Annotated in this window: 11 protein-coding genes; 6 read left to right on the top strand and 5 right to left on the bottom strand. The window is 44.8% G+C overall.

What is annotated here, in order from left to right; translation table 11 throughout:
• Positions 1–14: 14 nt before the first annotated feature.
• Positions 15–3,368: a DNA-directed RNA polymerase subunit beta gene (gene rpoB / locus GSQ19_RS00710; RefSeq protein ID WP_011320887.1), complete on the bottom strand. Its 3,354-nt coding sequence runs from the start codon at positions 3,366–3,368 to the stop codon at positions 15–17.
• Here rpoB and GSQ19_RS00705 point away from each other — a divergent pair.
• Positions 3,367–3,600 carry a hypothetical protein gene (locus GSQ19_RS00705; protein WP_041456369.1) on the top strand — a complete coding sequence of 78 codons (234 nt, stop codon included), beginning with the start codon at positions 3,367–3,369 and terminating at the stop codon, positions 3,598–3,600. The genes rpoB and GSQ19_RS00705 overlap by 2 nt on opposite strands.
• A gap of 544 nt (positions 3,601–4,144) precedes the next feature.
• Here GSQ19_RS00705 and GSQ19_RS00700 read toward each other — a convergent pair.
• Both GSQ19_RS00700 and rpsT read right to left on the bottom strand, forming a co-directional pair.
• The gene (locus GSQ19_RS00700) at positions 4,145–4,930 is read right to left on the bottom strand and encodes a TatD family hydrolase (protein ID WP_011320886.1); all 786 of its coding nucleotides are present in this window, start codon (positions 4,928–4,930) and stop codon (positions 4,145–4,147) included.
• Positions 4,931–5,009: 79 nt separating this feature from the next.
• Positions 5,010–5,303: a 30S ribosomal protein S20 gene (rpsT, locus tag GSQ19_RS00695; RefSeq protein ID WP_010995761.1), complete on the bottom strand. Its 294-nt coding sequence runs from the start codon at positions 5,301–5,303 to the stop codon at positions 5,010–5,012.
• A gap of 728 nt (positions 5,304–6,031) precedes the next feature.
• Between rpsT and hisD the strand changes: the two genes are divergently transcribed.
• The 3 genes from hisD to GSQ19_RS00680 all read left to right on the top strand — a co-directional run bounded on the left by hisD (position 6,032) and on the right by GSQ19_RS00680 (position 8,626).
• Positions 6,032–7,333 (top strand): histidinol dehydrogenase, encoded by a 1,302-nt coding sequence (gene hisD, locus GSQ19_RS00690; RefSeq protein ID WP_011320885.1) that lies wholly within the window; start codon positions 6,032–6,034, stop codon positions 7,331–7,333.
• Between the two features lie 221 nt (positions 7,334–7,554).
• Complete coding sequence (locus GSQ19_RS00685; protein ID WP_011320884.1) at positions 7,555–7,980, top strand: universal stress protein; 426 nt, start codon at positions 7,555–7,557, stop codon at positions 7,978–7,980.
• Between the two features lie 49 nt (positions 7,981–8,029).
• A complete protein-coding gene (locus tag GSQ19_RS00680; protein ID WP_011320883.1) occupies positions 8,030–8,626 on the top strand; it encodes a Uma2 family endonuclease in 597 nt (198 codons plus the stop codon).
• A 12-nt stretch (positions 8,627–8,638) separates the two neighbouring features.
• Here GSQ19_RS00680 and GSQ19_RS00675 read toward each other — a convergent pair whose 3' ends face one another.
• Positions 8,639–9,019 carry a hypothetical protein gene (locus GSQ19_RS00675; RefSeq protein ID WP_011320882.1) on the bottom strand — a complete coding sequence of 127 codons (381 nt, stop codon included), beginning with the start codon at positions 9,017–9,019 and terminating at the stop codon, positions 8,639–8,641.
• 230 nt (positions 9,020–9,249) lie between these two features.
• On the opposite strand from GSQ19_RS00675, the gene hslO reads away from it, so the two are divergent.
• Together hslO and GSQ19_RS00665 are read left to right on the top strand one after the other, a co-directional pair.
• Positions 9,250–10,155 carry an Hsp33 family molecular chaperone HslO gene (gene hslO / locus GSQ19_RS00670; protein ID WP_011320881.1) on the top strand — a complete coding sequence of 302 codons (906 nt, stop codon included), beginning with the start codon at positions 9,250–9,252 and terminating at the stop codon, positions 10,153–10,155.
• A 152-nt stretch (positions 10,156–10,307) separates the two neighbouring features.
• Positions 10,308–12,362: a coiled-coil domain-containing protein gene (locus tag GSQ19_RS00665; protein ID WP_011320880.1), complete on the top strand. Its 2,055-nt coding sequence runs from the start codon at positions 10,308–10,310 to the stop codon at positions 12,360–12,362.
• A gap of 174 nt (positions 12,363–12,536) precedes the next feature.
• Here the strand turns inward: GSQ19_RS00665 and GSQ19_RS00660 are convergent, their stop codons facing one another.
• Positions 12,537–15,119: a glucan 1,4-alpha-glucosidase gene (locus GSQ19_RS00660; protein WP_011320879.1), complete on the bottom strand. Its 2,583-nt coding sequence runs from the start codon at positions 15,117–15,119 to the stop codon at positions 12,537–12,539.
• Positions 15,120–15,170 lie beyond the last annotated feature (51 nt).

The following is a 15,170-nucleotide window of genomic DNA, read 5'->3' as shown; positions in this document are numbered from 1 at the left end:
GCTAACAGTCATCTCTATTCGTCATCGTCCAATGATTCGCGGGATAGCGATTCATAGGTTGGTCGGGGTGGTGTACGGCGAGCTAATTGGTCTGCCATTAAATCGACTTCGACATCCAAGGAACTACCATCAGCTTGGGTTTCTACTTTATGTACGGCAATGTCTAACCCCAAGGATTGCAGTTCTCGCATCAATACCTTGAAGGATTCTGGTGTTCCAGGTCGAGGAATGGCCTTGCCTTTAACGATCGCATTTAATGCTTCGTTCCGTCCCTGCATATCGTCTGATTTCACCGTCAGCAATTCCTGCAAGGTATAAGCTGCACCGAAAGCTTCCAATGCCCATACTTCCATTTCTCCAAAGCGCTGACCACCTTGTTGGGCTTTTCCACCCAATGGCTGCTGAGTCACCAAGGAGTAAGGGCCTGTAGAACGAGCGTGAATCTTATCGTCTACTAGGTGTACCAGTTTCAGCATATAAGCTACGCCGATAGTTACTGGTCGATCAAAGGGTTCCCCTGTACGACCATCGAACACCATGATTTTGCCTGGGTCATCTGGGTTATAAACCCAATCTTTCCCTGTCTCGTCTCTGGCTTCTTGCAATTTGCCATGCACAATGCGGCGAGATGACTCTTCTCCGTACATTTCATCGAAGGGAGTAATCTTAAACCTGACACCCAAGGTATGACCAGCCCAACCCAATAGACACTCAAATACCTGTCCCACGTTCATCCGGCTGGGTACACCAAGGGGGTTGAGGACAATATCCACAGGGGAGCCGTCGGGTAAGTAAGGCATATCTTCTATGGGCAATATGCGGGAAATAATCCCTTTATTACCGTGGCGACCTGCCATTTTATCCCCTACTTGGATTTTCCGCTTCTGGGCTACATACACCCGGACTACCATATTGGCTCCTGGTGGTAGTTCGTCCCCTTGTTCGCGGGTAAACAAGCGCACGTCTACGACCCGCCCTTTTTCGCCGTTGGGTACACGGAGGGAGTTATCTCTTACATCCCGTGCTTTTTCCCCGAAAATTGCCCGTAGTAGCTTTTCTTCTGGTGGCTGATCGGATTCACCTTTTGGTGTCACCTTGCCTACCAGTATGTCTCCAGCTTCTACCCAAGCCCCAATCCGAATGATTCCCTGTTCATCTAACTGACGTAGGGCATCTTCCCCGACGTTAGGAATTTCTCTGGTAATTTCTTCTGGGCCTAGTTTTGTCTGGCGGGCTTCAATTTCATATTTTTCAATGTGAATTGAGGTGTAAATATCATCCTGTACCAGTCGCTCGGAAATTAAAATCGCGTCTTCGTAGTTATAGCCTTCCCAAGGCATATAAGCGACGACGATATTTTGTCCCAGTGCCAATTCCCCGCCTTCCGTGGAGGAGCCATCAGCTAGCACCTGACCAGCAACTACACGCTCACCAATCCGTACCAGGGGTTTTTGGTTGAGACAGGTATCTTGGTTAGAACGCTGATATTTGGATACTGTATAGCGAATTTCTTGTCCTTTCTGACTGGTCAGTTGTCCGTTGTCAGTGCTTTTGCCGCTAGCTGCTGGTAATTGCCCACTAACTCGGACACGTATTTCTGTAGCATCCACGTAGACAACGTCCCCATCGGTACGGGAGACAATTACCATCCCTGAGTCTCTCGCGCCTTGGGCTTCTAAGCCTGTTCCCACTAGCGGACGCTCTGGTTTCAGTAGAGGTACAGCTTGCCGTTGCATATTGGAACCCATGAGGGCGCGGTTCGCGTCGTCATGTTCCAAGAAGGGAATCATACTGGTAGCTACAGAGACGATCTGTACTGGTGATACGGCTACGTAGTCTACTTGTTCCGGTGTTGTGGTGGAGAATTCCTGGCGATAGCGGACTGGTACTTGGGGACCAATAATGTGGCCATTTTCATCTACAGGAATATCCCCTGGTGCTACCCGCAGGTCGTCCTCTTCGTCGGCGGTCATGTAGACTGCGGGTTGATCAAATCTCACCCGGCCGTTTTCTACTGGTCTAAATGGCGTTTCTAAGAAGCCGTATTGGTTAACGCGGGCGTGGGTGGCTAAGGAACCAATCAAACCGGCGTTGGGGCCTTCTGGTGTCTCAATGGGACAAATCCGTCCGTAGTGGGAGGGGTGAATATCTCGCACAGCAAAACCCGCCCGTTCTCTGGTTAAACCACCAGGGCCAAGGGCTGACAGACGGCGTTTGTGGGTCAGTTCGGCTAAAGGATTGGTTTGATCCATGAACTGACTCAATTGGCTAGAGCCAAAGAATTCTTTGATGGCGGCTACCAATGGTTTGGGGTTAACCAAGGATGCTGGTGTTAATACTTCCGCATCAGATACGGTCATCCGTTCCCGAATGATTCTTTCTAGGCGGTTTAAGCCTACTCTGACTTGGTTTTGTAGCAATTCACCAACGCTTCTTACCCGACGGTTGCCTAAGTGGTCGATGTCATCAATACTACCGATGTCATATTCCAGGTTGATCAGGTAATCGACCGCAGCCAAAATATCGCCAGAGGTGAGGACGCGGACGGTATCGGGGACTGATAGGCGTAGTTTTTTGTTGAGTTTGTATCTACCGACTCGACCCAAGTCATAGCGTTTGGGGTCGAAGAAGCGGGAGTCTAACAATTGTTGCCCACCTAGTACGGTTGGTGGTTCGCCTGGTCGCAGTTTACGATATAACTCCATCAGAGCTTCTTCTTCGGAAAACTGCCCTTCTTTCTCGATGGTTTTTTGGAAGTACTCTGGGTGGCGCAGGGCATCAAAAATTTCGTTATCTGATAAGCCGAGCGCTTTTAATAGTACTTGGGCTGAGAGTTTGCGGGTTTTGTCGATGCGTACCCATACCAAATCGTTCCGGTCTGTTTCAAATTTTAGCCATGCGCCCCGGTTGGGGATGAGGCTGGCTGAATATGTCCGGCGACCGTTTTTGTCGATTTCTGATTTGTAGTAAACTCCAGGCGATCGCACAATTTGATTGACAATTACCCTTTCGGCTCCGTTAATAATAAACGTGCCGCGATCGGTCATCAAAGGTAGATCCCCGATAAATACTTCCTGCTCTTTAATATCCCCGGTTTCTTTATTTAATAGGCGGGTAGGGACATACATCTGTACAGCGTAAGTACTGTCGCGGCGTTTCGCTTCTTCAACGCTGTACTTTGGCTCCTTAAGTTTGTAATTATGTCCTAAAAAATGCAGTTCTAATTTGCCTGTATAGTCTGTAATAGGACTAAAGGAGTTAAGTTCTTCGATCAGCCCTTCTTCTAAAAACCAGCGAAAGCTTGAACGCTGGATTTCAATCAAGTCGGGCAACAGAAAGGCGGGTTCAATATAATTTTCGCTAATCATGCCTCTACCTTTGTCAACCTGGTTAAATTTTTTAGATGACACTACAGTTAGTGTCCTTAGCCGTTTGGGAACTTCTCCTGTATGCTCACCTGATTATTTACAGGCAATGGCAAACGCAGCAATTGAAGCTGGAGAGTGCGATTTTGGCAAGAGGGGTAATAGCCCCCAATTGCCAGTCAAGGTTGTTCCTATCGAGCTACGCAGCCGATTTCCCCACAGCAGTTGTTTGTAATATTTTGGAATTTGCTCTGTTTTCCTCACTTCCCCTCCCAAAAGCGCGTTAATTTGCATGACGCAGCCCTGACCTTTTGTTTTACCGAATATACCTTTTATACTTGCGGGGGTATCTCGAAATAAAGGAAATTAGCTGCATTATGGAGGTTTTGAATGAAAATGGCCTGATTTTGCTGGGTTTTAATCACGAGGCAATTTCTTTTAACAATTTTCTATAGGTTCAATTACGGGCTTTGTGTAGCCAAAGGTTATCTCAATTTGGGTTGAGATGATCTGCTTGTAGAGGTAGGAGGATGATCCAGTTGATAACTTTACAAAATTACATTTAGGAGTTAATAGTTCCTTCCTTCATCATTATGACGCACACAAAATGTTTTGGAGGGATTAATCTTAGCATATTTTTGTCCTCCTAGCGGTTTATTTATTTGAATGAGAGCTAAAGGAAAAAGGGATGGGGGTGTAAGGGTATAGGGGGAAGATATGTTTCATCTATGATTGTGAAATTTTCTCATCGGGACTGCCTTGTTTCTATTGAGTCAGTTTTATAACACCAGACCGAATAATTCACAGGCATTCTGGGTGGTTTGAGCAGAAATTGCCTCTAGGGTTTCTCCACGTAGGGCGGCTATCTGTTCGGCTACATGGCGGACATAAGCAGGCTCATTGCGCTTTTCTCCCCGTTTGGGAACCGGTGCTAAAAAAGGGCAGTCTGTTTCTATTAGTAGGCGATCGCTTTTTACCATTGCAGCCGAGGCTTGAATAGTCTTGGCGCTTTTGAAGGTAACTGTGCCGCTAAAGCTAATATAAAAACCTAAGTCGAGAAACCACTGGGTTTCTTCTGGCGTTCCTCCCCAACAGTGCATGACACCCCGAATTTTATCGCCTGTGCGCTCCTGCCATTTTTGTAAGATTTCTCTTACCGCCACTGCCGCATCCCGACAGTGAATAATTACTGGTAAGTTGAGTTGGGAGGCGATCGCTAATTGTGCCTCAAACACCATGCGCTGTTGCTCATCGTTATCGGCTTTGTAAAAATCCAGCCCCGTCTCGCCAATTGCCACTATCTTAGAATCAGAACGAGCCAAAGATAGGATTTGCTCTCCTGTGTCGCTTTGCCATTTATCAGCATCCAAGGGATGCAGCCCTACGGCAAAACTTAGTTCGGGAAATTGGTGAGCGATGGCTTGAATACTAGGAAATTCCTCCGGTTCAACACAGGAATGAACTAAATGCACAACTCCTGCTTCTTGCCAGCGCGATCGCACTTCTGCCAAATCTGGCTGGAAGGTGTCAAAATTTAGGTGTACGTGGGTGTCAATTAGCTGCATTTTTGTTAGTTATCAATTGTCAGTTGTCGCTTGTCAGTAGTCAAACAACCACTGACAACTAGCCACTGACAACTGACTGTTATGCTGTTTGCTCGATGGGTTTGAGTTTGCTGGCGAGCCTGGACTTTTTCCTAGCCCCGTTGTTGGGATGGAGTATGCCCCGTTTGACTGCTTTGTCAATTCTGCTGTAAGCCGCAGCTAGGCGTGTTTGCGCTTCCTGTTTTGATTCTGGAGTAGGATTAGCCGCATAAGCTTGTACAGCGCTTAGGTAATTTTTCATCAGTGTCTTAACTGATGATTTGTAGGTTTTGTTACGTACCCGATTGCGTTCTGCGATTTGGGCGCGTTTAAGGGCAGACTTATTATTAGCCACAGTCGATTCCAAAAAGAAAATTATATGTACACACACTACTAGACTTACTAATATAGCATTTGTGTTGCCAATGTGAGAATTTAGGAAAATTTTTTCAGTCAGGTTTTTTCTGAAGCTCAGTAAGCATATATGGGTAACAAAATCAACAATAAGATCACTAGTGTGTGCTAAACCGAAGAAAACAGTTTAAAATAAGGTACTCTAATCAAAAAATATCCATTCTCAAATTCTGACAAACTAAGTCAAGTAGTAAGAACACCAGTTGTTTAGTTCGTTACCAAAATGAATTTAATTTCATGAAAAACGGTAAGAATTGATCAGTGGAAGTAGCGGTATAAAAGCCATTACATCATCTATCTACGACCAAGACTAGTTACTAAAAGATAAACATAAGTAAAAATTATCATCAGAGCCTGTTTTTCCTGATAAATTACACGAGAACTAGATGTGCGTCAGCACAATCCTGCTACTCAGAAATTTAAGGAAAGAGGTTTAAGGGAATAAAGGATTGGCGCTCCTACTCCCTGCCGTAGTCAATAAAGGCAATCGGACTGAGAAATTTAGTTGCCTCCCCAAGTAAATCAGGTGCTGGGTGCCTTGGGGGAGTATCAAAAAAATCCAGGTTAAGCTAGAAGAGAGAGTTAAATGAAGCTTGGTATCCTTTGGGGTAAAAAGTAAAAATAATTCTCAGGCGGGTATATTCTAAATTTTGGCATTGTCCTTACTCCATGCTGCGAATCATTACTCAGCAGGCAGATGTTAAAGCAGAACTGCAAAGAATCTGCGATCGCACTCACGACGAACAGGTGCTTCACAAGGAAGCAACTGTGCGGGAAGTGTTGCAAGCAGTGAAACGCCAAGGCGACAAAGCTGTTTTGCATTACACAGATGAATTTGACAATCAAATTCTCAAAGCTGAAGAGTTACGCGTTACAGGTTCAGAACTGGACGCAGCTTACCAACAGGTATCCAAGGAACTGCTGGAGGCGATTCAGCTAGCTAGCCGCCAAATTGAAGCTTTTCATCGTCAGCGAGTCCCCAAAAGCTGGGTACACTTTGGCGATGATGATATTGTACTGGGCAAACGCTACACTCCTGTAGACCGTGCGGGTTTGTATGTTCCTGGTGGTCGTGCTGCTTACGTCAGTACAGTGCTGATGAACGCAATTCCGGCGAAGGTGGCTGGTGTACCGCGTATAGTAATGGCGACACCACCAGGCGCACAGAAAGCGATTAATCCCGCAGTGTTAGTAGCAGCTCAAGAAGTGGGAGTACAAGAAATTTATCGGGTAGGTGGGGCGCAAGCGATCGCTGCTTTAGCCTATGGTACAGAGACAATCCCCAAGGTGGATGTAATTACTGGCCCTGGTAACATCTATGTCACTTTGGCGAAAAAACTGGTTTACGGCACTGTGGGGATCGATTCCTTAGCCGGGCCTAGTGAAGTGCTGATTATTGCCGATGAAGGAGCAAATCCCGTCCATGTAGCCACTGATATGCTGGCACAGGCGGAACACGATCCAATGGCGGCGGCAATTTTGTTCACCACAGACCCAGCTCTAGCGAAGAATGTGCAAGTAGCAGTGGAAAGACAATTGGTAGATCATCCACGGCGGATAGATACCGAAAAAGCGATCGCTCATTACGGTTTAATCGTGTTGGTAGAATCCCTAGATGCAGCCGCAGAACTCTCCAATGAATTTGCACCAGAACACCTAGAGTTAGAAGTTAAAGATCCTTGGGCTGTATTACCCAACATTCGCCATGCTGGTGCTATCTTCCTCGGTTATTCCACACCAGAAGCAGTAGGGGACTATCTAGCCGGCCCCAACCATACTTTACCTACATCTGGTGCTGCCCGTTATGCCTCTGCCTTAAGTGTAGAAACTTTCCTCAAACATTCCAGCATCATTCAGTATTCCCAAACTGCACTCAATAAGGTAGCTGGAGCCATTGACGCTTTAGCCACAGCCGAGGGCTTACCCTCTCACGCTGACTCAGTGAAGCGGCGAATTCAGCAAGATGAATGATGAGGAATGTTTAATTTTTTCCTATACTTTTGGTAAAAGTTACTCAGTGGTTGCAAACTGAGACTCTGGCCAGCTAGACCCTCAAGGACAAAAAGCTCCGGATAGGGAAGACCTACCATACAAACTTAGAGCTAATTTGAGTCATTGATTGTAGGTGTAGCTGCCAGTACGCTTGGTTTATCTACTTGTATCAGGGATCTACTCTGGAGGAGGCAACAGCAGTGGTAAAGAATGTTTTGGTAGCGCTAGATGGTTCAGAAATTGCCCCACGAGTAGTTCAGGCATTAGATGAATTAGTATTGTCACCGGACGGCACAGTAGTTCTGTGTCATGTGTTTCCTACAGCAGATTCAGAGATGGAATTACCTGCTGACCTTCCCCACCCAGAATCTACTACAGGTTCTTATTTTCAAATTGAAAAACAATTGCAATATTATCAAGATAAGTTATCAGTTAAAACTGAGTTAGAACTGGTGACAGGCGACCCAGCAGAAGAGATTATTCGTTTATCTAATATTTATCAAACTGACTTAATTATTATTGGCAGTCGCGGCTTAACTGGCATGAAGCGCATTGTATCAGGTTCTGTCAGCAATCAAGTAGTAGAAGAAGCTAATTGCTCAGTTTTGGTAGTCAAGCCCAAGTGAGGTTAGAGGTTAAATTAGAGTTAAAGTCGGCTTTTCCCTACTTTCCACTATGGCTACAACCCCAGCAGTTACTAAAAAATTTACCTTTGAAGAGTATCTTGCTTATTATGATGGGACTGATACTTGCTATGAATTGGTCAATGGAGAACTAATTCCTGTGAGTCTGGGAACTGGACAACATGGGGCGATAGTAGGTTTTCTTAATAACTCCTTTCGAGATGAAATTCGCCACCAGAAGTTAGATTGGACTTCTCAAAAAATGGTTATTGGTGTTCGTTCTCCTCGTGCAGGGAAATGGGATACATCAAGAGTTCTCGATGTAGTTGTGATTCTATTAACTCAATGGCGAGATTTGAGAAACCGAGAAGCAGTGATTGAACTGAATGAACTACCTCCTTTGTTGGTAGTGGAAGTTGTCAGTGAATCAACAAAAACTGTAGATTATCGAGCCAAGCGAGTTGAGTATAACGTTCTCAATATTCCAGAGTATTGGATTGTTGATCCGTTAACCAACAAAGTGACTGTTTTCAGCTTGATTGACGAATTATATGAGCCAGTGGAGTTTGTTGGTACAGAATCTATTCAATCTCTAACTTTTCCAGAGTTGAGATTAACCGTTGAGCAAGTTTTATCTGCTGAGGATTAGAAGTTTTTATTTTTATTGAGTTGCCAAAAACTGGCGCAAACTTAATAAACTCAAGGTTTGTCCCAAATTCAAGGGTAAAAGTGACACCCCTTCTAAACGCGACTGTACCCAACCGTCTCCCCAGTACCATTCATGAAAACCATCGATACCACCACTGAGTAGCAAGCGCAGACAGTTGGGCTTGGCTACATCTACTCGATGATGAATTGCTACCGGCCCAGCCCAGGTTGTAAACTGCAATCCTTCGTGTAGTTCATCTGGTGTTCCTGGCGCAAATCGTTGTCCCATCAACCATTTTTCTAGTTGGACCGGACGCAGCAGACTATCATGAATGGTGTTTGCTGATGCTGCTATTTCGATACGCAGTTGGCTTTGTTGAAAATTACCTAGCATTTGTAAAAGCGAGATGAATATTAGGTTGCTATAGCCATCCTAAATCACAGATCAACAACTTGATTATCCATTACCCATGACCAAAGCTGTTCATCATGAAACATCTTTAACTGCGGATGCTGGCGTAAGTTTTGTATAAGTTAAGTTTTGTTATAATAGGATAATATTTTTATGCCTCTAGCTTAACAGCCAGAGCATTTGTTAAGAAATTATTATTGGTAAGGTTCTTCATGGCGGATCAATTAATTCGCGCCACGGCAGCTGATGGCGGGATTCGTGCAGTTGGTGTGATTACCACACGGTTGACGGAAGAAGCAAGACAGCGTCACAAGCTTTCTTATGTCGCTACGGCTGCTTTGGGACGGACGATGGCGGCTGGCTTGTTGATGGCTTCTAGCATGAAACGAGCTGGTTCTAGGGTGAACGTCCGGGTGAAGGGTGACGGGCCTTTGGCTGGGATTTTGGTAGATGCTGGCTTGGATGGGACGGTGCGCGGTTATGTAGGCAATCCACATATAGAATTGCCTCCCAATGCCAGAGGTAAATTAGATGTGGGTGGCGCGGTAGGAAATGGCTATCTTTATGTTGTCAGAGATATTGGGTATGGCTACCCTTACTCTAGTACAGTAGAACTGGTTTCTGGTGAAATTGGTGATGATGTGGCTCATTACCTCGTGACTTCTGAGCAAACACCTTCGGCATTGATGTTAGGGGTGTTTGTCGGGGCTGGTGGTGTAACGGCGGCTGGCGGTTTGCTAGTGCAGGTGTTGCCGAAAGCGGCTAGGGATGAAGCTTTAGTGGCGAAATTAGAATCGAGGGTGGGGGCTTTGTCAGGGTTTACGCCGTTGTTGCAAGCGGGTAAAACTTTGCCGGAAATTTTTCACGATTTGCTGGGTGATATGGGGCTGACGATTTTTCCCGAAAGCCAAATACTGCGCTTTCATTGCGGTTGCTCATTCGATCGCGTGTTAGGAGCATTAAAGATGTTGGGAGAAGCCGAATTACAAGATATGATTGTTAAAGATGATGGAGCTGAAGCGACTTGCGATTTTTGTGGCAGGGTTTATCAAGCAAGCAGTGAGCATCTCACTCAATTAATTGTGGATTTGCAAACTGAGTCTTCTGTGTCGGGTTAATGTATAAAAGGGATCTGGATCTACTAATTATTAATGGTATTCAAAGGAAAGATAATGTAACAAGTAGCTTTTAAATTATAAGAAAGTTACTATGGCAAAAATAGCATTATCATTCTAAAACAGATCGCTATTCAACTATTTTGGTGTGAGAGATGACAGAGCGGGATATCCCAGAAAGTTGGCATCCAACCAGAGGAAGAAAACCAGATGAAATGGACGGTGTGTCCCGATCGCCACAAGTCGGTGATACCCCAGCATTTGGTGTCCCGGCTCCTGGTTCTGCTAATACGGTGAGGCAACGACTAGATTATAGTACCGAAGAATTACCTATAAGTCAGCAATCACAAGTAACTAATTTTACTAAAAAAAGTTTTGTTAAGTTGCCTCGCTGGATGCAGGGTTGGGTCGGTTGGGCTTTATTGTTAACGCTCCTTCCTGGTGGTATCGGGTTTCTGGCAATGGCGATGCTCCTGAAGTTGCCATCCGCGCCTAACTGTCCCGCGATTTTTTGGCCTTTGGCAAGTGCTTCAGTGCGGATACATTGCGCTCAGTTGGCAGCTTCTAAACAAACGGTTGATGACTTGTTGCAAGCGATCGCTTTAGTCAAGCAATTACCACAGGATCACCCATTGCGGGGGGAAGCTGACAGGTTTTTAGAAAAGTGGTCGCGGGATGTTTTACAATTAGCAGACGAGAGTTTTCAGGCAGGGAATTTAGAACAGGCGATCGCTACAGCCAAAAAAATCCCTGAAGACCTGGCTGCTTATAAATTGGTAGATGAACAAATCAGCAAGTGGCAAACGATTTGGAACCAAGCTCAAGGCATATACACAGAAGCAGAAGAAGAATTGCGGCAACAACGCTGGCAATCAGCGTTTATGGTCGCTTCTCAATTACTGCGTGTAGATAATAAATATTGGGCAAGCGCCAAATACGACGAACTCAACGATATTATCACCTCATCCAAGGAGGATGTGGACAAGTTAGACAAAGCCCAAAGATTGGCTAATAGTAAAGAGGTAGATAATTTACTAGAAGCAATTAAACTGGCGGAGTCTATTGAGCAGAAAAGTTACTTGTATCGCAAAGCCCAAGAATCAATTCCGGCATTTGGACGCAAGATGCTGGAGTTGGCACAGGCAAAGATGGATGCACGGGACGCAGATACAGCTTTAGAAATTGCCAGGCAAATTCCTGAAAGTACTGGATTGCAAACGGAAGTTGAAGATTTTATTGCTTTGGGTGATGCTCAAAGGAATGCTTGGTTGGGTAATATTGCAGGTTTGGAAACGGCAATTAGCCAGGCGCAACAAATTAACGCATCTCGACCAAACTATGATAAAGCTCAACAGTTAATTAGCCGTTGGCAGTTGGAAATTGAAGATGTTGCCCGTCTAGAAAAGGCACAGGGATTAGCTAATCAAGGTACAATCAATGACTTAGTAGCGGCGATCGCGGAAGCACAGATGATTCCTGGTGGTAATCCTCGTAGTTCCGAAGCTAGACAAAATATCAACCGTTGGCAGTCGCAAGTTGAAACTATCGAAGATAGACCATATTTGGATCGGGCTGAACAAATTGCTTTGTTAGACGATGTTAACTCTTTGCAGGCGGCGATCGCGGAAGCTGGTCAAATTCGTCAAGGTCGGGCTTTATATCCAGAAGCACGCAGAAGAATTAGAACTTGGGTAGGCAAGGTACAGCGCATTCAAGACCAACCTTATTTAGATCAAGCGCGGGAGTTTGCGGCGCGGGGTGACTTGTCGGCGGCGATTAATGCAGCTCAAACAATAGCATCCTCCGGACGGGCGCTGTCTGGGGAAGCACAAACGGCAATTGATGACTGGCGATCGCAAATTCGCGCTAGAGATAATTGGAATCGCGCCAGGGAAGTGGCCGCGGCTGGAACTTCACAAGCTCTAGCAGAAGCAATACGCATAGCTAATCAGGTATCTAATAATAGTATTTTGCGGATGGATGCAAATGTAGCTATTGATCAATGGGGTCAGCAAATACTAGATATTGCTCGTTCTGAGGGTAGTTCTGATATGTCTAAGGCGATCGAAACTGCTAGGTTAATTCCACGCAGTAGTTCTGCTTATAGTGCGGCGCAGGAACAAATTAAAATTTGGCAGCAATTTCTCAATCCTGCACCTCAGCCTCAACCTGAGCAATTTGAGCCTTCAACTATTATTAATGGGCAGTAGTTTCGATTTAAGCTATTGTGCTATCCCTGATAGGGATTGATGTTGACTTATGCTGAATGTCACGCGTGTAAAGGTGAAAATCTTGGTGTAACTGGGTGTAGGGGCTTTCAAGGGTAGTTTTTTTGCATTGAACCCCTACACCCCTACACCCCTACACCCTTAAACCCTTACATCTTAAGGATTTGCGCTGATCTTAGTGCCGTTCGGATGAGAACTTGAGGCAGTAAGAGATTCCGAAGATTGGTATCTTGCCTGAACAATGGGGTAGGAATCCCAAACATTCTTATCAGTCAATGATTTGACTAACTTAATATATTCGGCGTGCGCCCAAGCTAAAGGTGTGGCGCTATTCGTTCCTTCTCCAGTGATGTAATTATGAGCCTTATTCTCGCCAACACCATCCCATACTTGTTCAGGAAGCATGAGACTTTCGTTAGCAAAATATTCCATTGCTCGTACATAAGTATCACGTAGTTTAGCAACATCTTGATCGCTAATAGTGCCTCCATTTTTGGCCTTAGCTAACTCAAGTTCATAATGACCACGCTCACCAGTGAAGAACGGCCAAATCCTACCTCTGCGGAGTTTTTTCTGGCCATCGTCAATATCCCGAAAGTTACTACCATCGTTGATTTGTTCACCATAGCCATCATTGCCATAGCGTCGGAATCCTGGATACTTTTTCCCATCAAAAGGTATGTCGTACCTCACCCTTAAATCTTCTGAGAGGCTGATATTATCCAAGGCGCAAACACTGGCAGCAATGTGAGCATCATCTCCCTTTCTGACTCCATAACGTACCAATTCCAAGAAACCACCATCTAAAATCTGGCGTTCATCCGCTTCCAGCAAACTATTGTTGTCGTGGATGCGACTTCCATCGTTAGGATCTGCATTAGGGGTAACTCTCAGGAGATATTCACTGGAGCTATTACAGTTCTTAATATCTCCAGTTGTGGTAAACATAAATTTATCCACATTCTTTTGATATTCATCTGCTTTACTGAAATAATATTTTGCTGCAAGAGGATCATCAGCTGCATTTTCAGCAATATCACCCGCCGCAACTAACCCAGTAATAATCGCAGCCGTTGTAGAGGGGGAATATCCTGATTGTTCTTCCCATCGTTCTTGATGAGTGCTTGGTGGGTTTATCTTGCGGTTGTTTGCTTGATCAGAGGTATGTATATTGACATTACCGCCATTAGCCAGAAATTCTGCGGCAGGTTTCAACATCGTGCGATATTGCTCAGTGATTTCACCATCCGACAACACTCCGGCTTTCCAAAGTTTCCAGCCCAACATAATCGGCATGGCAGTTTGATCTAACTGCACTCCCAGCCATTCTAAGGTTCCATCAACGTGAGTTTTTTGTAAAAACCAGCCTGTAGCCCCAGCGTTACCTGGTGTATCTGATTGCACTTGCACTTGTGGAAGGTATTTAAAAGCCGTTAGGGGAGTTTCTTTATCTCCTAAAGCTAACAAAGCCATAGCTGCTTGATAAAAGTCTCTCGGCCAAACTGCTCGATAGCCTGTGGCAAATGTGTCTGCGTTCACAGTATCTCCCCAAGGAACGGATAAAGAAGCAATTAAAGCCCCAGGATTTTCTTTATCTTCCATACTCTTGAGGGTGAAAGCACTGGCATAAAGCTGTTTACCCTTGTCACCGGTGTTGGCAATCATGGCAGGTAGATTTTTAAGACTGGCTAGATAATCTTCCCAGCCTACGGCGCTGCCTTTACCGTTGTATTTTGCTAACAGACTTTCGTACCCTTCTTTTAAAGAAGCATCGACTTGTTCGGTTGCTTCTTGATAGGTGCTGCCAAAGCCTACAGCAATGTTAAAGGTGGAAGTTTGTCCTTTATTGAGGGTAGGCAGTTGACCTATCATAGCTACACTCCCCGGCTTGCTCTGATCAGTGTAGTCATAAGTCCAGTCCATCACCCCATTGTCTTTTAAATCTTGATAGCCATCACTACGAGCTACGTATCCGGCTGAGGTTTTCACAAAAGGCAATGAACTCTTCAAACTTAGATAAACAATTTCTCCTTCCCTAGCATTGAGACTATCGCTTTTAACAAAAGCTACATCTTCTTTGCCAGTATTATTCATGTGAGGATTAATCAGAATGTAGGGGGTAACGTTATCCTCTTTGGCAGTAAAGATCACTTTTGTAAACAAAGTTTGGTGATCAGGATCGGTAAAGATGTGCTTTTCAATGGTGTATTTACCATCTTTATCTTTATTGATCACACGATAAGCAGGAGAAAGAGGCCTTCCATCCTTATCTTTATCTAGATAGTCCACCTTACTGGTGGTAGAAACCTTCTCTTCATCAAAAAAACCGTTGCCTGTGACTAAGAATTGTAAGTCATTGATCTGGGCGCGATCGATTTCTCCATAGGCGGTTTCTGTCACAATACCTTGAGCAATTGAAAACCAAACCTTGGAGATGGCATTTGTAGGAGCGCGATCGCTATATTTATTATCCACATACTGTTCATAGGATGTTCCAATGCCTTGCTTACCAGCATAAGACCAAACAGAGGAAACACCCGGTGCGCCCGGCGCAATGCCACCACCGACTGCCCAAGCAGCGTTTGTTCCTAAGAACAAAAACGAGCAAAGAGCAATTAAGTTAGCTAATAACCAACGTTTCATATGAATGAATTGTTTTTTTGAGTGAGTAAAATTGAGACGGAGATGAATAGACTTCCAGAAAGTAAGTGATGCAATTTTGAGAGTGAAGATCATCATGAAATTCTTCCTCTCTTGGTTCCTTTACGCATCACATTGATGATATTTTTT

The sequence above is a fragment of the Trichormus variabilis 0441 genome, from assembly GCF_009856605.1.
Taxonomy (GTDB): Bacteria; Cyanobacteriota; Cyanobacteriia; order Cyanobacteriales; family Nostocaceae; genus Trichormus; species Trichormus variabilis.
Note: the sequence above shows the minus strand (reverse complement) of the source record. Positions and strands in the feature narration are given on the sequence as shown.

Coding starts and splice junctions, on each gene's coding strand:
- hisD (WP_011320885.1), top strand. CDS start 6,032: ATGCTGCGAATCATTACTCAGCAGGCAGATGTTAAAGCAGAACTGCAA.
- GSQ19_RS00680 (WP_011320883.1), top strand. CDS start 8,030: ATGGCTACAACCCCAGCAGTTACTAAAAAATTTACCTTTGAAGAGTAT.
- GSQ19_RS00660 (WP_011320879.1), bottom strand. CDS start 15,119: ATGATGATCTTCACTCTCAAAATTGCATCACTTACTTTCTGGAAGTCT.
- GSQ19_RS00705 (WP_041456369.1), top strand. CDS start 3,367: ATGCCTCTACCTTTGTCAACCTGGTTAAATTTTTTAGATGACACTACA.
- GSQ19_RS00675 (WP_011320882.1), bottom strand. CDS start 9,019: ATGCTAGGTAATTTTCAACAAAGCCAACTGCGTATCGAAATAGCAGCA.
- hslO (WP_011320881.1), top strand. CDS start 9,250: ATGGCGGATCAATTAATTCGCGCCACGGCAGCTGATGGCGGGATTCGT.
- rpoB (WP_011320887.1), bottom strand. CDS start 3,368: ATGATTAGCGAAAATTATATTGAACCCGCCTTTCTGTTGCCCGACTTG.
- GSQ19_RS00665 (WP_011320880.1), top strand. CDS start 10,308: ATGACAGAGCGGGATATCCCAGAAAGTTGGCATCCAACCAGAGGAAGA.
- GSQ19_RS00700 (WP_011320886.1), bottom strand. CDS start 4,930: ATGCAGCTAATTGACACCCACGTACACCTAAATTTTGACACCTTCCAG.